This window comes from Mycobacterium sp., assembly GCF_049802695.1.
In the GTDB taxonomy this organism is placed as follows: Bacteria; Actinomycetota; Actinomycetes; order Mycobacteriales; family Mycobacteriaceae; genus Mycobacterium.
The window spans coordinates 1-20,987 of the sequence record NZ_JBARMY010000452.1; the positions used below are offsets into that span (position 1 = coordinate 1).

General features: G+C 65.4%; 20 protein-coding genes. 17 read left to right on the forward strand and 3 right to left on the reverse strand.

Annotation, left to right across the window (positions count from 1 at the left end; genetic code table 11):
- From WA317_RS18135 to WA317_RS18150, 4 genes are all read left to right on the forward strand, one after another.
- The coding region (locus tag WA317_RS18135; protein ID WP_425174354.1) for a class I adenylate-forming enzyme family protein at positions 1-1,193 on the forward strand (1,193 nt) is incomplete at its 5' end.
- Entirely contained in the window at positions 1,171-2,076 is a 906-nt protein-coding gene (locus WA317_RS18140; protein WP_425174355.1) for an acyl-CoA dehydrogenase family protein, read from the forward strand. The genes WA317_RS18135 and WA317_RS18140, both read left to right, overlap by 23 nt.
- Positions 2,063-3,151 (forward strand): acyl-CoA dehydrogenase family protein, encoded by a 1,089-nt coding sequence (locus WA317_RS18145; protein ID WP_425174356.1) that lies wholly within the window; start codon positions 2,063-2,065, stop codon positions 3,149-3,151. Before WA317_RS18140 ends, WA317_RS18145 begins: the two co-directional genes overlap by 14 nt.
- A 1-nt stretch (position 3,152) precedes the next feature.
- Complete coding sequence (locus WA317_RS18150) at positions 3,153-3,920, forward strand: enoyl-CoA hydratase/isomerase family protein (RefSeq protein ID WP_425174357.1); 768 nt, start codon at positions 3,153-3,155, stop codon at positions 3,918-3,920.
- Between the two features lie 123 nt (positions 3,921-4,043).
- Here the strand turns inward: WA317_RS18150 and WA317_RS18155 are convergent, their stop codons facing one another.
- Entirely contained in the window at positions 4,044-4,805 is a 762-nt protein-coding gene (locus WA317_RS18155) for an SDR family NAD(P)-dependent oxidoreductase (protein WP_425174358.1), read from the reverse strand.
- Positions 4,806-4,888: 83 nt separating this feature from the next.
- Here WA317_RS18155 and WA317_RS18160 point away from each other — a divergent pair, with 83 nt between their 5' ends.
- Together WA317_RS18160 and WA317_RS18165 are read left to right on the forward strand one after the other, a co-directional pair.
- Entirely contained in the window at positions 4,889-6,028 is a 1,140-nt protein-coding gene (locus WA317_RS18160; protein WP_425174359.1) for a thiolase family protein, read from the forward strand.
- 184 nt (positions 6,029-6,212) lie between these two features.
- A complete protein-coding gene (locus tag WA317_RS18165) occupies positions 6,213-6,548 on the forward strand; it encodes a hypothetical protein (RefSeq protein WP_425174360.1) in 336 nt (111 codons plus the stop codon).
- Between the two features lie 34 nt (positions 6,549-6,582).
- On the opposite strand, the gene WA317_RS18170 is transcribed toward WA317_RS18165, so the two are convergent.
- Together WA317_RS18170 and WA317_RS18175 are read right to left on the reverse strand one after the other, a co-directional pair.
- Entirely contained in the window at positions 6,583-8,190 is a 1,608-nt protein-coding gene (locus WA317_RS18170) for an FAD-dependent oxidoreductase (protein ID WP_425174361.1), read from the reverse strand.
- 15 nt (positions 8,191-8,205) lie between these two features.
- Positions 8,206-8,871 carry an IclR family transcriptional regulator gene (locus WA317_RS18175; protein WP_425174362.1) on the reverse strand — a complete coding sequence of 222 codons (666 nt, stop codon included), beginning with the start codon at positions 8,869-8,871 and terminating at the stop codon, positions 8,206-8,208.
- A 130-nt stretch (positions 8,872-9,001) separates the two neighbouring features.
- On the opposite strand from WA317_RS18175, the gene WA317_RS18180 reads away from it, so the two are divergent.
- The 11 genes from WA317_RS18180 to WA317_RS18230 all read left to right on the forward strand — a co-directional run.
- Positions 9,002-9,865 (forward strand): alpha/beta fold hydrolase, encoded by an 864-nt coding sequence (locus tag WA317_RS18180; RefSeq protein ID WP_425174363.1) that lies wholly within the window; start codon positions 9,002-9,004, stop codon positions 9,863-9,865.
- A complete protein-coding gene (locus WA317_RS18185; RefSeq protein WP_425174364.1) occupies positions 9,865-11,586 on the forward strand; it encodes a bifunctional 3-(3-hydroxy-phenyl)propionate/3-hydroxycinnamic acid hydroxylase in 1,722 nt (573 codons plus the stop codon). Before WA317_RS18180 ends, WA317_RS18185 begins: the two co-directional genes overlap by 1 nt.
- Complete coding sequence (locus WA317_RS18190) at positions 11,534-12,454, forward strand: 3-carboxyethylcatechol 2,3-dioxygenase (protein WP_425174365.1); 921 nt, start codon at positions 11,534-11,536, stop codon at positions 12,452-12,454. The genes WA317_RS18185 and WA317_RS18190 overlap by 53 nt, the downstream gene beginning before the upstream one ends.
- A complete protein-coding gene (locus WA317_RS18195) occupies positions 12,451-14,184 on the forward strand; it encodes an FAD-binding protein (protein ID WP_425174366.1) in 1,734 nt (577 codons plus the stop codon). The genes WA317_RS18190 and WA317_RS18195 overlap by 4 nt, the downstream gene beginning before the upstream one ends.
- Before the next feature lie 2 nt (positions 14,185-14,186).
- Positions 14,187-15,491, forward strand: a complete 1,305-nt coding sequence (locus WA317_RS18200; RefSeq protein WP_425174367.1) for an LLM class flavin-dependent oxidoreductase — start codon at positions 14,187-14,189, stop codon at positions 15,489-15,491.
- 17 nt (positions 15,492-15,508) lie between these two features.
- Positions 15,509-16,339 (forward strand): coniferyl-alcohol dehydrogenase, encoded by an 831-nt coding sequence (locus WA317_RS18205; RefSeq protein WP_425174368.1) that lies wholly within the window; start codon positions 15,509-15,511, stop codon positions 16,337-16,339.
- Positions 16,327-17,316: a cyclase family protein gene (locus WA317_RS18210; protein WP_425174369.1), complete on the forward strand. Its 990-nt coding sequence runs from the start codon at positions 16,327-16,329 to the stop codon at positions 17,314-17,316. The genes WA317_RS18205 and WA317_RS18210 overlap by 13 nt, the downstream gene beginning before the upstream one ends.
- An 11-nt stretch (positions 17,317-17,327) precedes the next feature.
- Positions 17,328-17,915, forward strand: a complete 588-nt coding sequence (locus WA317_RS18215) for an NADPH-dependent FMN reductase (RefSeq protein ID WP_425174370.1) — start codon at positions 17,328-17,330, stop codon at positions 17,913-17,915.
- Between the two features lie 10 nt (positions 17,916-17,925).
- Positions 17,926-18,741 carry an alpha/beta fold hydrolase gene (locus WA317_RS18220; RefSeq protein ID WP_425174371.1) on the forward strand — a complete coding sequence of 272 codons (816 nt, stop codon included), beginning with the start codon at positions 17,926-17,928 and terminating at the stop codon, positions 18,739-18,741.
- Between the two features lie 138 nt (positions 18,742-18,879).
- Positions 18,880-19,992 carry a phosphate ABC transporter substrate-binding protein PstS gene (gene pstS, locus WA317_RS18225; RefSeq protein WP_425174372.1) on the forward strand — a complete coding sequence of 371 codons (1,113 nt, stop codon included), beginning with the start codon at positions 18,880-18,882 and terminating at the stop codon, positions 19,990-19,992.
- A 22-nt stretch (positions 19,993-20,014) separates the two neighbouring features.
- On the forward strand, positions 20,015-20,987 hold a 973-nt coding region (locus WA317_RS18230), incomplete at its 3' end, for a serine/threonine-protein kinase (protein ID WP_425174373.1).

Genomic DNA, 20,987 nt, shown 5'->3' on the forward strand with positions numbered 1-20,987 from the left:
AGCACGCGCTGGCGTTGACGAACCCGTCGCACGCTGTCGGCGACCACGATGTGCTGTCGAGTCTGATGCCGATGTTGCATCTCGACGAACCCATCGTCGCGGGCGAACCAGCGTTCAGCGACGCTCCTCCGCCTGATGCCGATGCGGTATTGGCCTTCAGCTCGGGTACCACGGGTCTTCCGAAAGCGGTTCGGCACACTCATCGTTCGCTGCAGGCCGCCGTCGGGCATTGGCGCGAGGCGATGGGTTTGACTGCGCGCGATCGCATTCAGATCGCCACTCCGCCGTCGCACATTCTCGGACTGCTCAACATCGTAACGGCGTTGCAGACCGGTGTGTGGATGCGCCTGCATCGCCGGTTCGACGTGGATCGCATGTTGCAGCACATCCAAGACGATCGGATCACCGTCGAGATGGCTGTCGCACCAATCGCTTTGGCTATCGCCTCGAACCCGCATCTGGAGTCCTACGATCTCTCGTCGCTGCGGTTCATCATGTGGGGAGCGACGCCGGTCAGCGCGAGCGTCGCCGAGACCGTCACCCGTCGGACCGGCGTCGGGTGGGTTCCGGCGTACGGGACCACCGAGTTGCCGGTCATCGCCTGCAATCCGCTCGACGGCGCGCGACTCGACTCCGTTGGCCGGCCGGTACCGGGCGTGCAGGTGCGAGTTGTCTCGTTGCAGACCGGCGAGCAGGTCGGACCCGGTGAGGTCGGTGAGATCCAGGCGCGGGGCGATTCGCTGATGGCCGGCTACCTGCCGTGCGAAGCGACGCGAGATGTCCTGTGCGACGGCTGGTATCGGACCGGTGACGTCGGCTACCTGGACGCCGGTGGCTGGCTGCGGATCACCGATCGGTCCAAAGAGATGATCAAGGTGCGCGGCTTTCAGGTCGCGCCCGCCGAGATCGAAGCTGTGCTGCACGGTCACCCCGCCGTCAAAGACTGTGCGGTGTTCGGTGTTCCCGACACCGTCGACGGCGAAGCGGTCGTCGCCGCGGTCGCGACACATGCGGATGACGACGTCGATGACTGCGCACTCGCCGCCGAACTCACCGACTGGGTGGCTGACCGGCTGGCGTCCTATAAGCGCCTGAGCCGCGTGGTTTTCGTCGCCGAGATTCCTCGCCTGCCTTCCGGCAAGGTGTTACGCCGAGTGCTGAAGGAACGTGATGGATGTACGTCTGACCTCTGAACAACGGCAACTGCGCGACGCGGCCGCCAAGCTGGCCGACGACCTCGGCCCCGGGTCGGTGCAGGCACTGGACGACGATGAGCGCATCACTCGCCTGGACAGGCAGGTCGCGACGACCGGATGGCGGTCGCTGCGCTCCGACGGTGCCTCCGGCGTCGAAGTAGCCGTCGTCACAGAGGAATTCGGGCGCGGGCTGGTCGACGCGCCGTTTCTGGGGCCGGTGCTCGCCGATGAGCTGGCCCGCCACGTCGGCGCCGACGCGCACGGTGCCACGATCGCGCTCCGCGATCACGCGATCGACGCGCGCGGATATCAGCGCGCCCTGCTGCTCGACGACACCGCAGTGCTCAGCGTCGATCTCGGCGAGGTTGAGCTCGGCGCCGATCTGACCCGAGCCCGCGCCGGCATTACGGGCACTCCGCAAGCATTGGGCGCCGTGTCCGACGATGTTGCGCGGCAATGGTTTGCTCTCGCCTTGGTGATCACCACTGCGGACCTGGTCGGCACCGCACGCGGCGCGCACACCCTGGCGTGCGACTACGCGAAAGTACGCGAGCAGTACGGTAAGTCGATCGGCTCGTTTCAGGCTGTCGCGCATCTGCTCGCCGAGAGCTTGGCCCTCATCGAGGGGTCGGTGAGTGTGTTGCGGCACGCCGCCTGGGCCGTCGACGAGCTCACGGCGGCCGAGGCCATTCGCGCAGCCCGTGTGGCCAAGGTCTACTGTGCGCGCGCAGCGCGAACCGTGTGCGAGAACGTGATTCAGGTACACGGCGGCGTCGGCAATACTTGGGAATGCCTGGCCCACGTCTACCTGCGGCGTGCGCTGACTTCGACTGCACTGTGGCCCGTCAACCTGGAGGAGATCGACGTTGGACTTCCGTGACTCGCCCGACGAGGCCGCCTTCCGGGACCGGCTGCGGTCCTGGCTTGCGCTGCACGCCAAGCAGTTTCCCAGCTCCGGCGACGATTACTGGGCACAGCAGGGCGAGTGGCATCGCGCGCTCTACGAAGGTAGTTTCTTCGGGCTGTCGTGGCCGCGCGAGTACGGCGGTCAGGAACTGCCGCCGGTCTACGACGTCATCCTCGACGAGGAGCTGGCCCGGGCCGGCGCTCCACCCCGGCCCAGCCTCGGCTATCTGGTCGCGGGTCTGAGCCGCCACGGCAGCACGGACCTGTGCCGGCGGTTCCTGCCCGGCATGATCAACGGCACCGAACGGTGGTGCCAGGGCTTCAGCGAACCCGGCGCCGGCTCGGACCTGGCGTCGCTGGCGACCAGAGCCACCCCCGATGGCGACAACTACGTCATCCACGGGCACAAGATCTGGACCAGCTACTCCGACATCGCAGACTGGTGTCTGCTGCTGGCGCGCACCGACCCAGACGCCAAGCGGCACCGCGGTATCTCGGCGTTCATCGTCTCGATGAAGCAGCCTGGCGTGCAGCAGCGACCGCTGCGGATGATCAACGGCGTCACCACCGAATTCGGTCAGGTCTTCTTCGACGGTGCGACCGTGCCCGCAGACCAGATGGTGGGCGCGCCGGGCGAGGGCTGGCCGCTGGCGATGACTGTGGTCGGACACGAACGTGAACCATCCACCCTGGGCTACGCGGCCCGCTACGGAAAGCTGGTGCGGCAGCTAGCCGCTCGCACCGACGGCGTTGCCGGTAACGAACTCGCCTGGGCCGCAGTCCAAACCGAAATGCTCACGCATCACGTCCGGCGGCGGTTGTCCGAACAGCTCGACGGTGTCACGCACACGTCGGACGGATCGCTGGACAAGCTGCTGATGACCTGGGTCGAGCAGTCGGTCGGCCACGCCGCGCTGGCCGCCGGCGGAACGAGCGACCCCGACCTGCTGAGCGCCTACATGTACAGCCGCGCGCAAAGCGTCATGGGCGGGACGTCGCAGATACAGAAGAACATCATCTCTTCGCGAATCTTGGGATTAGGAGTCTGACTTGTACGACATGCCGCAGGAAATCGACGTTCGCGCCGAGGGCGCGTTGCGGATCATCACGCTCAACCGGCCCGACTCGCTCAACTCGGTCAACGACGACCTGCACAACGGGCTTGCGAGACTGTGGCAACGCTTGAGTGATGACCGCCAGGCCCGCGCCGCAGTGATCACCGGCGCCGGCCGGGCGTTCTCAGCCGGCGGGGACTTCGCCTACCTCGCCGAACTGGCCGGCGACGCCGACCTGCGTGCCAAGACCATCTCGGACGGGCGTGAGATCGTGTTGGGCATGGCCCGCTGCCGGATCCCGGTGATAGCGGCGGTCAACGGCCCGGCCGTCGGGCTCGGCTGCAGCCTGGTCGCGCTGAGCGACATCGTCTACATCGCCGATGACGCCTACCTCGCCGACCCGCATGTGCAGGTGGGGTTGGTGGCCGCCGACGGCGGCCCGTTGACATGGCCGCTGCACATCAGCCTGCTGCTGGCCAAGGAGTACGCGCTGACGGGCACCCGGATTCCCGCCGCCCGCGCCGTTGAACTGGGTTTGGCCAACCACGTGGCCGCTGATCCGCTGGCCGAGGCGATTGGGTGTGCCAACAAAATCCTGCGACTGCCTCAGCAGGCGGTGGAAAGCACCAAGCGGGTGCTCAATGTGCACCTTGAGCGTGCCGTGCTGGCGACTTTGGATTTCGCGCTGACGGCCGAGAATCAGTCGATGCAGACCGAGGATTTCCGGACCATCGTCGCCAAGCTGAACGCCGGCAAGAACTAGCGCCGATACGCAGCCGGCCGCGGCACCGAGGGTAACGCCACGGCGATAAAACTCGACGATTATCGCGGTGGCGTTACGCTCGACGATTTTGCTGCGCATTTAAGTGCGCGCCGACTGGCTACGTTACTTCGGCGGGAACCGCAGTGCCCCGTCCAGGCGGATGATTTCGCCGTTTAGGTAGTCGTTTTCGACGATGCTGTGCACCAGCGTGGCGTACTCGGGAGGACGGCCCATTCGCTTGGGGTGCGGCACCTGCGGGCCCCAGTACGCTTCCAGTTGGTCGCCGGCTTTGCCGTACGCCGGCGTCAGAAACGTTCCGGGAGCGATGGTGACCACGCGGATGCCCAGCGGTGATAGGTCGCGCGCCGCCACCAGCGTCATGCCGACGACGCCGCCCTTCGCTGCGGCGTAGGGCAGCTGACCGATCTGTCCTTCATAAGCGGCGATGGAGGCCGTGTTGATGATGACACCGCGTGCGCCGTCGACCGGTTCTTGCCGCGCGATGGCAGCCGCGGCCAGGCGCATCACGTTGAAGACGCCGGTCAGGTACACGTCGATGGTCGTCTTGAAACCTTCGAGGTCCAACGGAGAGCCGTCCTTACCGACCAGACGTCCGCCGCTTGCCGGGCCGCCGTGGGTGTCTACCGAGATTCGCAACGGCCCAAGCGATTCCGCTTCTGCAAGAGCTGCCTGAACTTCGTCGGTGCTGGTGGCGTCGGTGCGCACGTAATGGGCGCCGAGCTCGGTCTCGAGCTGTTTACCCTTTTCGTCGGCCAGATCGGCGATCACCACTTTCGCGCCGGCGGCATGGAGACGGCGAACCGTGGCCTCGCCCAGACCGCCCGCCCCGCCGACCACGATAGCGGCGCTACCACTGATCTGCATGCAAGTTTCCCTTCTTGCAACTCGTACTCTCGAACTGAGAGAATAATGTTCTCATACCATCGCGTGCCGTATTGGAGACTCCTGTGCCTGAAGCTGTCATCGTGTCCGCGCTGCGTACCCCTATCGGCACTGCCCGCAAGGGCACGCTTCGCGATACCACCGCCTATGACCTGGCCAATCACGTCGTGTCCGAAGCCGTGGCCGACTTCGACCCCGCGCAGATCGATGACGTCATCCTGGGTGAAGGACTCAACGGCGGCGGCGTGATCGCCCGTCATGCCGCGATCACCGCGGGCCTGACGGCGGTACCCGGCCTGGCCAACAACCGGCACTGCGCGGCCGGCCAGGCTGCGGTGCAAAGCGCCGCGGCCAGTGTGCGCGCGGGAATGGACGAGCTGATCATCGCCGGTGGTGTCAACTCTGCGTCCACCTCGCCGCGGTCGCGCCTTGAGGTTGACGGCGAGTGGGTCGACTGGTTCCCGCCGACGCACCCGGACCGTCCGGACGCACCCAACCTCGACATGTCGATCACCGTCGGGTGGAACGCCGCGGTCAAGGCCGGGGTGTCTCGAGAGGAGATGGACGCGTGGGCGTTGCGGTCACACCGCAATGCGATCGCCGCGATCGACGAGGGCCGCTTCAAAGAAGAGATCGTGCCGATCGAGACGCCGCACGGTCTGTTTTCGGTCGACGAGCATCCTCGCCGCGACACCACGCTGGAGAAGTTGGCCGCCCTCAAGCCGTTGCACCCGGAGATCGAAGGCTTCTCGATCACCGCGGGCAACGCGTGCGGCGCCAACGACGGCGCTGCGGTGCTGACCATCGCCAGTGACCGGCTGGGACTGCCGGCGCTGGCAACCGTGCGGGCCTGGGCCTCCGTCGGGGTCGATCCGGCGATCACCGGCCTTGCACCTGTCGAGGCGATCCCGAAAGCTCTTGACCGAGCTGGCCTTTCGACGTCCGATGTCGACTTATTCGAGATCAACGAAGCGTTCGCGGCGATGTGTGTCGCCACCATCAAGCTGCTCGACCTCGATCCGGACCGGGTCAACGTCAGCGGCAGCGGCTGCGGGCTGGGCCACCCGGTGGCCGCCACGGGCGCCCGGATGCTCGTCACTTTGGTGCACGAGTTGCACAGGCGCGGCGGCGGTATCGGTGTCGCGGCGATGTGTGCGGGCGGGGGGATGGGGTCCGCCACAGTCATCGAGGTGCCGGCGCCCTAACCGCCCGCTGCGATGCCGCAGACCCCGCGCGATCAGCCGGGCTTGCGATGCGGGTGCACCACCGGACGCCCGAAAAGCGGAGCATCAGTCAACCGCCGGGTAGATTCGGGCGCACGCGTCGAGTCCGGTGCGTCAGGCACGGTGATGCGGGATCGAGGGTTGTGCCACCTGCAGCAGGGAGGGGATGGTCGCACTGATCGCTGCAATCGTCTGCGCGGTGGCGGGCATGGTGGTCTTGGTGGCCGCCATCATTGTCGGCAAAACTTTGCTCGCGGTAATCGCCGTAGTTATCGCAATAGTGGGCCTGATCCTGTTGAGCCGCGACTGGATCAAAGAATCCAGAAGTTCCGAGACGGAAGCTGACGCGGATCAGCGATCCCATCGACGCGAGCCGAACGGTGACACTGCGCCACCCGGTGACGGCTTGAAGCCGGAACTCTTCACACCTGATGTGTCATACGAAGAAGCAGTGCAGGGTGTCGATGACGACGAGGACCTCGACCTCGAAGGCAAGAGCTGACAACTGATTAAGCCGCAACGGCCGCAAGATACCGTCAGTCGTCCGGCAGCGAATTGCCGGTCGCCGCGGCATGGCCGGCCCGCAAGCCGAAAACCATCGCGGGACCGATTGTTCCGCCCGCACCGCCATAGGCGCGGCCGGTGACACCGGCCATCGCGTTACCGGCCGCGAACAGGCCCGGTATCGGTTGGCCACTGACATGCAACACCCGGCCGTCGCGGTCGGTACGCGGTCCGCCCTTGGTTCCCATCGCGCCCACTGACACCGGCACCGCGTAATACGGAGCGGTGTCCACTGGGCCCAGTGTCTTACCGGCGGGGGTTGTCGCGCGGTCGTCGCCCCAGTAGCCGTCGTAAGCGCTTGAGCCGCGGCCGAAGTCGGGATCGGCGCCGTGGGTGACATCGTGGTTCCACTTGTCGATCGTCTTGGCCAGTCCGACGGCGTCGATGCCGGTCTTCTCGCCGAGCTCGCCGAGGTCGGCCGACTCGCAGAACCAGTGCGGGACCGGCTCGTCGGGTTCGACGCCGAGGAAACCGTAGTGCTTCAAGTGCAGTGAGTCGAAGACGATCCACGCCGGGTCATTGACGTAGCCGTTGCGTGGATCGAGGTAGTGGAAGGCGCCGGCCATCGAGTTGTAATCGCATGCCTCGTTGACGAACCGCCGACCCGCGCGGTTGACGATGATGCTGCGGGGGCGGGTTCGTTCCAGGCGAACACTGCGGCTGCGCTGATGTCCCTCGATGGTGTCACCCGGTATTTGCACGATCGGCACCCACCACGCTTCGCCCATGTTGGCCAGGTCTGCGCCGTGAGCCATTGCCATTCGCAGGCCGTCGCCGGTGTTGTAGGGCGGGGAGACGGCTCCGTGCATGGGGCCGCGCAGGAACGCGTTGGCCCACGCCGCGTCCCACTCGAAACCGCCGGTGCCCAGGACGACGCCGCGGCGTGCCCTGATGGTGCGGCCGTTGACCCGCACCCCGGTGATCGTTCCGCCGTCGGCGATGAGTTCTTGGGCTCGCGCATTGGTTTGCGGCGTCACGTGCAACGCCAGCAGCCCCTGCAGCAGCCCGGCTATCAGTGCGGTGCCGGCCGCGCACAGGTCGCCGGCCGCCTCGTCGACCGAGGCGTGCAGCCGGGCTCGGGTTTCGGCGTCGAAACCGACGTTGGACCAATCGGCGGGAAACGACGTGATTCGGTCGCGCCACTCACCAAGCCGGCTCAGGTCATAGGGAACCGAGGTCAGCGAACGACCCCCGGCGGGACGACCGCCCGGCAGTTCCGATTTGTAATCGGGAAATCCGGCAGCGATCTCGAAGCGCACACCGCTGTGCGCCTCGATGAAGTCGAGCATGACCGGACCCGTGCGCACGAATGTCTCGACCAGCGCGTCGTCCATCGAGCCCAATGACTGTGCGCGAAGGTATTTCATCGCGTCGGTGACGGTTAGTTCGCCGTCCGGTGACCGGCGATGCGCTGGGATCCACACCACGCCGCCCGACACGGCGGTGGTCCCACCGACCGTGGCGGCCTTCTCGCACACGCGGACTGTGGCGCCGTTGACCGCCGCGGTCAACGCGGCGGTGAGGCCGGCGCCACCGGTGCCCAATACGACGACGTCGACTTCATCGTCCCAAGACGGCATCAGGGCCAGATCCTTTCAGCTCAGAATCGCCGCCAATTGCTTGGCGGCCATGATGACTGCATCCTTGCCACGCAGCACGACGTCTTCGCGGTGTGAAATGAGGTTGATACACGTTGGTGGCGAGGGTGCTTCGCGGTCCACCGCCACCGCCAGGCCGTAGGTGTTCGGTTCGATCTCGCCGTGGGTGATCACCCAGCCCTGCTCGCGAGCGCGAGTGACGAGGTCCCGTTCGTCCGGGCGGGGCGGCATGCTTGCCAGCAACGCGATTCCGGCGGCTCCGCGGCTCAGTGGATACCGGCTGCCCTCGTGGAAGGCCAATTGGTAGGCAACCTGGGTCGGCACGATCACTGCGACCGCCACCTGTTGATCGCCTTCGGCGATCAACAGGGACACGGTGGTGCCCAGGTCGTCAGCCAATCCGCGCAGCGTGGGCACACTCAGCTGGCGGACATTGTGGTCGAACGACGCACCCAGGACGGCGAGACCCGCCGCGGGCCGGTACCGACCATCCTCGCCTTTGGCCACCAACCGGAACTCCGCCAGCGTTGCGAGCAGTCGATAGGCGATGGTCCGGTGTACCCCGGCTTTGTCGGCGACCTGCTGCACGGTCAGCCCGGCCGGCGCGGCGGCGACCAGATGAAGGGCGCTCAAGCCCCTGGCCAGCGTCTGGGAACCGGTCATCGTGCGCCCACCCTTGACAGACAGTGAACCGAGAGTGATGCTCTAAATATAGCGCACATCAGTGTGCGATATTAGCACACTTGTTGGCCTATAGCGATAGCGTCATTTCCACCGAACAGAAGAGGAACCGGTGCTGGAGTACGAGAGCGTATGGAGCGACCTCCAGGGCGTCTCCTTCTCTCAGGGCCACCTCAACGCCGGCGGCGTCCGGACGCGCTACCTGCGGGCCGGTGACTCCGACAAACCCGCGCTGGTGCTGTTGCACGGCTCGGGTGGACACGCAGAGGCTTACGTCCGCAACTTGGAGGCGCACGGCGAGCACTTCTCGACGTGGTCGATCGACATGCTGGGACACGGTTACACCGACAAGCCGGGACATCCGCTTGAAATCACCCACTACGTCGAGCACCTGGTGGCCTTCCTGGACGCCATCGACGCGCCGCGTGCCAGTGTGTCCGGTGAATCGCTCGGCGGCTGGGTAGCCGCGCGCATCGCGATCGACCACCCCGACAAGGTTGAGCGACTGGTGCTGAACACCGCCGGTGGCTCGCAGGCCGATCCAGAGGTGATGCAGCGGATCATCACACTTTCGATGGCGGCCGCGGAGGACCCTACCTGGGAAACCGTGCAGGCCCGCATCAAATGGCTGATGGCCGATAAGTCGAAGAGCTACGACGACCTGATCGCCAGCCGTCAAAGGGTTTACCGGCAGCCGGGTTTCGTCGCCGCGATGCGCGACATCGTGGCACTGCAAGATCCGCAGATTCGGGCGCGAAATCTACTCGGCCCCGACGAGTACGGCGCCATCACCGCGCCGACCCTGGTGTTGTGGACCAGTGACGACCCGACAGCTGATGTGACCGAGGGCCGCCGCATCGCGTCGATGATCCCCGGCGCGCGCTTCGAAGTCATGCCGGGCTGCGGTCATTGGCCGCAATATGAAGACGCCAAGACCTTCAACCGTCTGCATCTCGACTTCTTGCTGGGACGCTGATGGTCGCCAACGGCCAGAGAACACGGGACGTACAAGCCGACGCAGAAGTTGACGTCGTCATCGTCGGCGCCGGCCCGGTCGGACTGACGTTGGCGAACATTCTGGGTCTGCAAGGCGTTCGGACGATCGTGCTCGAGGAGCGGGACACGTTGATCGACTATCCCCGTGGTGTCGGTCTTGACGACGAGGCGTTGCGCACCTTTCAGGCGATCGGGCTGGTCGACCGCGTGCTGCCGCATACGGTGCCGAATCAGATTCTGCGCTTTTTCGACGGCAGGCGGCGGCTACTGGCCGAGATGGCGCCGCCTGACGCCCGTTTCGGTTGGCCCAAGCGAAACGGTTTCGTGCAGCCGATGGTCGACGCCGAATTGCTCGACGGACTCAGCAGGTTTGACCACGTCGAGGTGTGGTGGGGCCGTCCGATGCGATCATGTGTGCAAAGCGCTGACGCGGTGCAGGTCGATTGCGGCAGTGACGGTGAGCCATCGACCATGCGGGCGCGTTACGTCGTCGGCTGCGACGGCGGCCGCAGTGCCACCCGCCGGTTGATGGGCGTGTCGTTCGACGGGACGACCTCGCCGACGCGCTGGCTGGTCATCGACATCGCCAACGACCCGCTGGGTCATCCGAACAGCGAGGTCGGCGCCGATCCGGCCCGGCCATACGCCTCGATCTCGATCGCGCACGGAATTCGGCGCTTCGAGTTCATGATTCACGCCCACGAGACCGACGAAGAAGCCGAAGACCCAGCGTTCGTCACCGGCATGCTCGCCTCATTGGTGCCGCACCCTGAGCGCGTCGACGTCATCCGGCACCGGATATACACCCATCACTCACGGATCGCAAGTGCCTTCCGGCAGGGACGTCTGCTGCTGGCCGGCGACGCCGCCCACCTCATGCCGGTGTGGCAAGGGCAGGGCTACAACAGCGGCATCCGCGACGCGGCGAATCTCGGCTGGAAGCTGGCAGCGGTGGTGACTGGCCGCGCCGACGACGCGCTGCTCGACAGCTACGACGTCGAGCGGCGCAAGCATGCCCGCGCGATGATCGACTTGTCCACCATGGTGGGCCGCGTCATCTCGCCAACCAACCGCAGGGTCGCTGCCGTCCGCGACGTCTTCGTGCGGTCAGCGTCGGTGTTGCCCGCGCTCAAGCGGTATGTACTCGAAATGCGGTTCAAGCCGATGCCGCGCTACGATCAGGGCGCCGTGGTGCATCCGGAGCCGCTTGGTGATTCGCCGGCCGGCACCTTGTTCGTGCAACCTCCCGTGGACACCCGCGAAGAGCAAAACGTTCTGCTCGACGATGTGCTGGGTCACTGGTTTGCGGTCCTGTGCTGGAACAACAACCCGCGCGAAATCTTGGGCGCTGAGGCGTTTTCCGCATGGAAGTCGCTGGGTGCGCGCTTCGTCGCCATTCGCCCTTGCACCCAGCTGCATTGGACCGGACATGATGATCCTGAAGTTGTGATCGTCGGAGACCGGACCGGCGCGCTGAAAGCATGGTTCGACGCTCACGAAGAGTCTGTGTTGTTTTTGCGGCCCGATCGTTGTATCGCGGGCGCAAGCATCGCTCAGCTCGCGCCCGAGCTGAGCTCCCAACTGTTCGATGCCCTCACTCTGATTGCGGGAGGCGGTGATTTCCAAAGTGCCACTGGCTCTCTGCTGTATGTCGCACAGCCCGCTGCTGAATCTGCCGGGGCCGTCGCGGGACCTTCTTGACGACATCGAGACCGCACTCAGCCAAGCCCGGTCTTTCGTCAATGACTACGACCCGGAGCTGGTTGTCATCTTCGCGCCGGATCACTACAACGGCTTCTTCTACAAAGTGATGCCGCCGTTCTGTATTGGCACGCACGCACAAGGTGTCGGGGACTACGGCACCCACTCCGGCCCGCTCGACGTGGCTGAAGACGTCGCCGCCGATTGCGCGAAAGCCGTGCTGAGCGCAGGGGTTGACGTCGCCGTCTCGGCAAGCATGGACGTCGATCACGGCACCGTGCAACCGCTGGAGAAACTGTTCGGTGACGCCACGTCGCGCCCGCTGGTGCCGATCTTCATCAACTCCGTCGCCACACCGCTGGGGCCTTTGCACCGTGCCCGGAGGTTCGGGACCGCCGTGGGCAGCTTCCTGGCGACGTTGGGTAAGCGGGTTCTTGTCGTCGGATCCGGTGGACTGTCGCATGATCCGCCGGTGCCGACGCTGGCGACGGCCACCGGGTCGGTGCTGGAGCGCATCGTGCAAGGCCGGCCGATGACCGCTGAACAGCGGATGGCCCGGCAGACCGCGGTGACGGAGGCGGCCAGAGACTTCGCCGGCGGGGGAGACGCGCTGCGACCACTCAACCCGGCGTGGGACCAGCGCTTCCTGAACATCCTCGACGGCGGACACCTGGCCGAGCTTGACCGGTGGTCCAATTCGTTCGTCTCTACCGAGGGTGGCAATTCCGCACACGAGATACGCACGTGGATCGCCGCTTTCGCGGCTCTGGCCGTGGCGGGCCCGTATCGGACGGAGCTGCGCTACTACAAGCCGGCCGCCGAATTGATCGCCGGCTTCGCGGTCCGAACGGCGGTGCCGACGACGTGACGTCAGCGACTTCGTTCGATGCCTTCGACCACGTCGTCGACGTGTTGGTGGTCGGGTCCGGCGGCGGCGGCATGACGGCGGCGCTCACCGCCGACGCGGCCGGGCTACAGACCCTGGTGGTCGAGAAAGCGGCTTACTTCGGCGGTTCGACGGCACTGTCCGGCGGTGGTATCTGGGTGCCGGGTGCACCGGCGCAGCGCCGAGCGGGTTACACCCCGTCGCCGGAGGAGGTCGTGTCCTATCTGCGCCTGATCACCGGTGGCCTCGTCAGCGACTCGCGGATCAAGCAGTACGTCGAGTCTTCACCGAAGATGATGGAGTTCCTCGAACAGCTCAGCCCGTGGCTCGAATTCGTCTGGAAACCGGGCTACGCCGACTATTATCCCGAGGCGCCCGGCGGCTCCGAATTGGGCAGCACCATCAACGTGCCGCCCATCGATCTGCGCAAACTGGGTGAGGACGAACAGCATCTGTTGCAACCGCTGGCGCTGGCTCCGAAAGGGATCTGGCTAAGCCCGAAGGAACTTCGCTCGTTCTACCAGATCCGGCAGTCGTGGGGCGGCAAAGGTGTGCTGCTGAAACTGGTCACGCGGATGGTGCGGGCGCGGGTGTTCGGTGAGCGGATCGCGGCCATCGGGCAGTCGCTGGCCGCGCGACTGCGGCTTGCGCTGAAAGAACGCGGCATTCCGCTGTGGCTCTCCGCGCCGATGACCGCGCTGCTCACCGACGCAGACGGATCGGTCACGGGTGCGGTCGTCGAACGAGACGGTCAGCCTCAGCGCATCCGGGCCCGCGGCGGCGTCATCCTGGCCAGCGGCGGCTTCGACCACGACCTTGCCTGGCGCAAAGAACACCAGCCTCTGGTCGACCGGGACTGGAGCTTCGGCAACCCGCTGGCCATGGGCGACGGGATCCGCGCCGGGCAAGCCGTCGGCGCCGACACCGATCTGCTCGACGAAGCCTGGTGGTTCCCCGCCATCCAATGGCCCGACGGCCGTTTACAATTCATGCTCAACGAACGCATGATGCCCTCGCAGTTCATCGTCAACGGCCAAGGAAAGCGGTTCATCAACGAGGCGGCGCCCTACATGGACTTCGGTCACGCCATGCTCGAGGGACAACAGTCCGGTGTCACTCATATCCCGTGCTGGCTCATCACCGACCACAGCTCGTTCAATCGCTACGTGATCGCCGGACACCTGCCGATACCGAAAATCCCCGGCGCCCCGGTACCCACCGGACGCAAGGTGCCCAGAGCCTGGCTGGAATCCGGTGTCGTGCAAGCCGCGACGAGTTGGGGCGAACTGGCAACCAAGATCGGCGTCCCGGCCGAGGCTCTGGGCGACACCGCCGCACGGTTCAACGAACTTGCGGGCAACGGCCACGACGACGATTTCAACCGGGGCGACAGTGTCTACGACAACTACTACGGAGACCCCACCCTGCCCAACCCCAATCTGCATCCACTGGGCAAGCCGCCGTACTACGCGTTCCAAGTCATCCTCGGGGACCTGGGCACCTCGGGAGGCTTGCGCACCGACGAACACGCCCGCGTACTACGCGCCGATGAAACGGTGGTGCCCGGCCTGTACGCGGTGGGCAACACGTCGGCGGCGGTGATGGGACGCAGCTACGCCGGCGCCGGAGCCACCATCGGGCCCGCGATGACCTTCGGCTACCTTGCAGCCAAAGACGTTGTCCGACAGACGCTTAACATTCATAGGAGGTAGCAATGAAGGTCTCGCTGTTCTACGAGTTCGCCCTGCCGCGCCCCTGGCAGCCCGACGACGAAAGGGTCCTGCTACAGGAGTGCCTCGACGAGGTCGAGGCTGCCGACGAAGCGGGCTTCTCCACCGTCTGGCTCACCGAGCACCACTTCCTCGAGGAGTACTGTCACTCCACCGCCCCGGAGATTTTCCTGGCCGCAGCCAGCCAGCGGACCAAAGACATCCGGCTGGGTTTCGGCATCATGCACCTGCCGCCCGCGGTCAACCATCCCGCCCGGGTCGCCGAACGCATCGCGACCCTGGATCTGATCTCGAACGGGAGGGTCGAGTTCGGCACCGGAGAATCATCCTCGGTGGGTGAGCTCGGCGGATTCAACATCGATCCCGCCGACAAGCGAACGCAGTGGGAGGAGGCTTTGGAGGTTGCGATCCGCTGCATGATCGAGGAGCCGTTCAGCGGGTTCAAGGGTCAGCACATCGAGATGCCGGCGCGCAACGTCGTTCCCAAGCCGTTGCAGAAGCCGCATCCGCCCGTCTGGGTTGCCTGCACCCGGCCGGCCAGTGTGCAGATGGCTGCCCAAAAGTGCATCGGCGCATTGAGTTTCGCCTACACCGGTCCGGGCCCGCTGACTGAGCGGGTGAACGGGTACTACAAAGAGCTGGAAGAAAGCGGTATCCCGGTCACCCCGGCGATCAATCCGAATATCCTTGCCATCGGCGGGGACCTGTCCATGATGGTCGCCAAGACCGAGGAGCAGGCGCTGCAACGTCTCGGCAAGGGCGGCGGGTTCTTCTCGTTCGGGATCATGCACTACTACATGACCGGTCTACACACCCCCGGACGTACCGGGGTTTGGCAGCGCTACCTCGAAGAGGTGGAGAAGGATCCGACGCTGGCCTACGGTCCGGGACGCGGCGCGATCGGCACCCCGGCCATGGCGCGGGAATTCCTGCGCGGCTACGAAGAGAGCGGTGTCGACGAGATCATTCTGCTGCTCAACCCACGCAGTCATGAAGGCACCATGGAATCCATCGAGTTGATGGGCAAAGAGGTGCTGCCGGAATTCATCGAGCGCGACCGGAAGGCCGTGGCCGAGAAGGCCAAGCGGCTCGAGCCGGTGATCGAGAAGGTCGAAGCGCGACGGCCCGAGCCAACCGCACCGGGGTTCGACGAGAACTATTCATTCGGCGGACTGCCCACCGGCCGGGGCGGGAAATTCACCGCGAGCGAGATCCCCGAGGCGATGGCCGAGATCAACGAGGGCCGGGTGCAGGCCGCGCAACGCGCCAAAGAACAGGGTTCGCGGTAGCGAAAGACGTTCGGACATTGAGCGAATTCGACGGGCTGTGGCGTTACGACGGCCGGCGTGTGGTGGTGACCGGCTGCACGTCGGGCATCGGTGCGCAGGTGGCTCGACAGCTCGCAGAATTCGGCGCGCACGTCGTCGGTCTGGACCAGCAGCCGCCGGGGGTCGACATCGGCGAGTTCCACGGAATCGATCTGGCCGATCCCGCCTCGATCGACCGGGCCGCCGCCTCGGTTGGCGGGCGGGTCGATTCGCTGTTCAACATCGCCGGTGTCTCCTCAGGTATCGGTGACCCGCTGCTCGTCGTCACCGTCAACTTCCTCGGTACGCGGCAGCTCACCGAGGCGCTCATCCCGAAGATGGGGCCGGGATCGTCTGTGGTGAGCGTGTCTTCCCTCGCAGCCTCGGGGTACCGCGACCATCAGGAAGCTGTTGCCGGGCTGCTGCACACGCAGACGATGCGGGACGGCATCGAGTGGTGCCATCGCCACCCTGAAGCGCTGGCCGACGGGGGGTACCGGTTATCGAAAGAGGCGATCATTCTCTACACCATGAAAACCACCGCCGCGCTGGGCGCCCGGGGTATCCGCATCAACTGCACCGGTCCCGGCGTAACCGAAACCCCGATTCTCGAACAGCTGCGAACCCGCTACGGGCAGCAGTTCCTCGACGACATACCCAAGCCGTTGGGTCGAGTCTCGCATCCGTCCGAGCAAGCGGCGGTCCTGGTGTTTCTGAACAGCCGGGCGGCCAGTTACATCACCGGACAGGTTATTTGGGTTGACGGAGGGAACCTCGCCGCCGCGGTGGCCGATGAACTCGGGAAGGGACGGGCGCCGTGGCCGGCCTGAGCGACTTCCGGCAGGTTGCGCGCGACGTCTGCAACTGGGGACGGTGGGGCGACGACGACGAGCTCGGCACGTTGAACTTCATTACCGCGGAGAAGGTTGCGCAGGCGGCGAGCCTGGTGCGGCACGGCAAGATATTCCCGCTCGGCGTGGACTTCGGGTCGGCAGGGCCGCAGGGCGCGTTCAAGTTCCGGCACAACCCGATTCACGTCATGACCGTCGATGGCGGTGATGCCGGCACGCTGGCGCGATACGGCCCGGACTGGGCCCGCAACGCGACCGCGCAACAGTTGAGCGGGTATTTCGAAGACGGTCTGCTCCGCTTCAACGATGACATGATCATCATGTCACTGCAGGCCGCAACCCAGTGGGACGCACTGTCGCACGTCTACTACGAGGACAAGCTCTACAACGGCTTCCCGGCGAACTCGGTGACCAGCCTTGGCGCATTCCACTGCGGCATCGACAAAGTCGACGGCAAGGGCATCACTTCGCGCGGCGTTCTGCTCGATGTCGTACGTCATCGGGGCGCGGATAGCTTTCTTGAACTCGGCAACCCGATCAGACCCGAAGAGCTGGACGAGGTCGCTCGATCACAGAACGTGACGATCGGCCGCGGCGACATCATCCTTGTCCACACCGGCTGGTGGGCAAGGTTTTTGCACACCGGCAACGGAAGCGAACCCGGTTCGGGACTGGACTGGCGGTGCGCGTCCTGGCTGCACGATCACGACATCGCAGCGGTCGCCGCCGACAACCTGATGGTCGAGAATCCGGTGTCCGGGGTGGACGGAACGTTTCTGCCGATGCACATGCTATGTCTGCGGGACATGGGACTGATGCTCGGCGAATATTGGGATCTTACGGCGCTGGCAGCAGACTGCGCAGCCGACGGCGTGTATGAGTTTCAGCTCGTCGCGCCACCGCTGCGGGTTATCGGCGCGGTCGGGTCCCCGGTCAATCCAATTGCGATCAAGTAGGTAAGACAGCTATGACGACGGAAAACACTGAGCCACTTGTGGTTGGGGTAGGCGGCACGCTGAGGTCTAACTCGTCGACCGAACGGGCGCTGCGGCACTGTTTGGACGCAGTCGAGAAGCTGGGCGGACGCACCAAGCTGTATTCCGGTGTGGACATCAACCTGCCGATGTACAACCCACACGATCCGGCCCGGACACCGCCGGCGGTCGAATTGATCGACACCTTGCGGGAAGCCGATGCCGTCGTAGTCGGGTCACCGGGATACCACGGCGGCATCTCCGGGCTGGTGAAGAACGCGCTGGACTACATCGAGGACATGCGCGACGATTCCCGCGTCTATCTCGACAACAAGCCGTGGGGCTGCATCAGCTGCGCCTACGGATGGCAGGCGGCGGTCGGCACATTGGACCAGCTGCGTGCCGTCGGGCATGCGCTGCGTGCTTGGCCGACTCCGCTGGGTGTTGCGATCAACTCGGCAGATCAGATCTGGGACGGAGCCGGTCTCTTGGTCGACGCCACTGTGCAAAGCCAGCTCGACCTGCTCGCCTCGCAAGTGGTGACCTTTGTTCGCTCTGCCGGAGCAGCGGTTGCCAATTGAGGAGGGTCGGATGGAGATTCAGCACCGAAGCACAGTGGTCGACGGGCTGGGCACCGCCTACCTGGAGGCAGGCGACGGCCACCCTTTGGTCCTGCTGCATGGCGGAGAGTTCGGCGCCAACGCCGAGATCAGTTGGGAGCGCACCGTAGCAGCGCTTGCCACACAGTACCGCGTGCTGGCACCGGACATGCTCGGCTTCGGCGACTCGGCAAAGGTGATCGACTTCAACGACGGCCGTGGCCTGCGGATCCGGCACGTCGCCCGCTTCTGTGCCCAACTCGGCGTCGAGTCGGCGCATTTCGTCGGCAACTCGATGGGCGCCATCAACATGCTCACCGATGCCACATCGAAATCCCCGGTGCTGCCGATGCGCAGCATGGTGACCATTTGCGGCGGCGGCGACATTCAGCGCAACCAATACATGGCGGCGCTCTACGACTATGACGCGACGGTCGCCGGCATGCGCCGTATCGTCGAGGCACTGTTCCACGACCCCGCCTACCCGGCCGACGAGGGCTACGTGCAACGCCGTTACGAATCCAGCATCGCCCCAGGGGCGTGGGAAGCGTTGGCCGCGGCCCGGTTTCGCCGTCCCGGGGCCGCGCCGCCACCGCCGGTGTCGAGTAAACGGGCCTACGAACGCATTTCAGCGCCGACGCTCGTCGTCGAAGGCGCGTGTGACAAGCTGCTGCCGCCCGGCTGGTCCAAGCAGATCGCCGATCAGATAACCGATGGCCGGTGGGCGGTGGTCGACTCAGCCGGTCACTGCCCGCAGATCGAGCAAGCGGCGATCGTCAACGACCTGCTGCTGCAATTCCTGCACTGACGCCGCCTGCTGACCACAGAAAATCGGCGCAGGCGGCGTGGCCGCAGCCCGCAGCCGTTCATCAGCGGTTAACCTCCGAACCGTCAGGCGTTAACGGTAAGCTCACACGGTCGACGTCCAAGTGCACCAAGGAGTGCTGTGAAGTTCAACCGGTCAGGCGCAGCGTTGTGCCTGCTGATCGTCGGCACTTCAATCCTGTCAGCGTGCGGTGGCAATACGAATACCTCGTCTTCGTCCAGCAGTCCCTCGTCCGCGCCGGTGGACTGCAGCGGCAAGAAGAGGCTTGCGGCCAGTGGGTCGACTGCGCAGAAGAACGCCGTCGAACAGTTCGTCTACGCCTACATCCGTTCTTGCCCGGGCCACACACTGGATTACAACGCCAACGGATCCGGTGCCGGCGTCGAGGAATTCGTCAGTAACCAGACCGATCTGGCCGGCTCGGACGTGCCGCTCGATCCGTCGAAGGGGGAACCCGACAAGGCCTCGCAGCGGTGCAGTTCGCCGGCCTGGGATTTGCCTGCGGTTTTCGGCCCGATCGCGGTCACCTACAACATCAGCGGCGTGAGCTCACTGAACCTCGATGGGCCGACCACGGCGAGAATCTTCAACGGCACCATCACCGCCTGGAATGATCCGGCGATCAAAGCCCTGAACAAAAACGCGGATCTGCCCGCCACACCCATTCACGTCGTCTTCCGCAGCGACGCGTCGGGAACCACCGACAACTTCCAGAAATACCTCGACGCGGCCTCCAACGGCGCCTGGGGCAAAGGCGCTGGCAAGACGTTCAACGGTGGTGTCGGTGACGGCGAAAGCGGCAACGATGGCACGTCGACGGCCTTACGGACAACAGATGGGGCAATCACCTACAACGAATGGTCCTTCGCGGTGGGACGCGGATTGGCGATGGCCCAGATCGTCACCTCAGCCGGTCCGGATCCCGTCGCCATCACCACCGACGCGGTCCGCAAGACGATCGAGGGCGCCAAATTCAAAGGTCAGGGCAATGACCTGGTGGTCGACACGTCGTCGTTCTATCAGCCGACGCAGTCCGGCGCCTATCCGATCGTGTTGGCGACCTACGAGATTGTGTGCTCGAAGTATCCCGACTCCTCGACCGGCTCGGCCGTCAAGGCGTTCATGCAGGCCACCATCGGCCCTGGCCAGGACGGTCTGGACGAATACGGATATATCCCGCTGCCCAACTCTTTCCAATCGAAACTCGCGACGGCGGTGAACGCACTGTCATGATCAGACGAAGGAGGCGTCGATGATGAGCGACAGCCAACCGGGTTCGCGGGTGGGGTCGCGGTTCGGGCCCTACCGGCTGATGCGGTTGCTGGGCCGCGGCGGGATGGGTGAAGTCTACGAGGCCGAGGACATCCGCAAGGGCCGTGTGGTGGCATTGAAGCTGATCTCCGAACAGTTCTCCCACAGCCCGGTTTTCCGGGCGCGTATGCAACGCGAGGCGGACACCGCCGGGCGGCTGACTGAGCCGCACGTCGTGCCGATCCACGACTACGGCGAGATCGATGGCAAGTTCTTCGTGGAGATGCGCCTGATCGAGGGTTTTTCGCTGCGCAGCATGCTGACCCGATTCGGTCCGATGAGCCCCGCACGCGCGGTGGCCATCGTCAGTCAGACCGCCGCCGCGCTGGACGCCGCGCATGCCAGCGGTGTGACGCACCGTGACGTCAAACCGGAGAACATCTTGATCACCGGCGACGACTTCGCCTATCTGGTGGACTTCGGCATCGCCCACGCCGCCGCAGATCCCGGGCTCACCCAAACCGGTCTCGCGGTGGGGACATACAACTACATGGCCCCGGAACGATTCGGCGTCGACGAGATCACCTACCGCGCCGACATTTATTCCCTGGCCTGCGTATTGGGCGAGTGCCTGACCGGATCACCGCCCTATCGGTGCGACAGCGTGGAACGGTTGATCGCCGCGCATCTCATGCAGCCGCCGCCGCGGCCCAGCGAGCTGCGGCCCGGGAAAGTTCCCTCGGCCATCGACCAGGTGATCGCCAAAGGAATGGCGAAGCATCCCGATGACCGCTATCGCAGTGCCGGTGACCTCGCCAGGGCCGCCCATGAGGCGCTGACCGGAACCGAGCAGCATCAGGCCGCCGCAATTCTGCGGCACGGTGACAACGCGACCGTACTGGCCAACGTGGCCGACGCCGGGCCGGTCCGATCGCAACCGCCGGCACCGGCTCCCGGCACCGGCTCGTGGACTCAGC

Coding starts and splice junctions, on each gene's coding strand:
- WA317_RS18140 (WP_425174355.1), top strand. CDS start 1,171: ATGGATGTACGTCTGACCTCTGAACAACGGCAACTGCGCGACGCGGCC.
- WA317_RS18155 (WP_425174358.1), bottom strand. CDS start 4,805: ATGCAGATCAGTGGTAGCGCCGCTATCGTGGTCGGCGGGGCGGGCGGT.
- WA317_RS18165 (WP_425174360.1), top strand. CDS start 6,213: ATGGTCGCACTGATCGCTGCAATCGTCTGCGCGGTGGCGGGCATGGTG.
- WA317_RS18170 (WP_425174361.1), bottom strand. CDS start 8,190: ATGCCGTCTTGGGACGATGAAGTCGACGTCGTCGTATTGGGCACCGGT.
- WA317_RS18175 (WP_425174362.1), bottom strand. CDS start 8,871: ATGACCGGTTCCCAGACGCTGGCCAGGGGCTTGAGCGCCCTTCATCTG.
- WA317_RS18185 (WP_425174364.1), top strand. CDS start 9,865: ATGGTCGCCAACGGCCAGAGAACACGGGACGTACAAGCCGACGCAGAA.
- WA317_RS18190 (WP_425174365.1), top strand. CDS start 11,534: ATGTCGCACAGCCCGCTGCTGAATCTGCCGGGGCCGTCGCGGGACCTT.
- WA317_RS18200 (WP_425174367.1), top strand. CDS start 14,187: ATGAAGGTCTCGCTGTTCTACGAGTTCGCCCTGCCGCGCCCCTGGCAG.
- WA317_RS18215 (WP_425174370.1), top strand. CDS start 17,328: ATGACGACGGAAAACACTGAGCCACTTGTGGTTGGGGTAGGCGGCACG.
- WA317_RS18220 (WP_425174371.1), top strand. CDS start 17,926: ATGGAGATTCAGCACCGAAGCACAGTGGTCGACGGGCTGGGCACCGCC.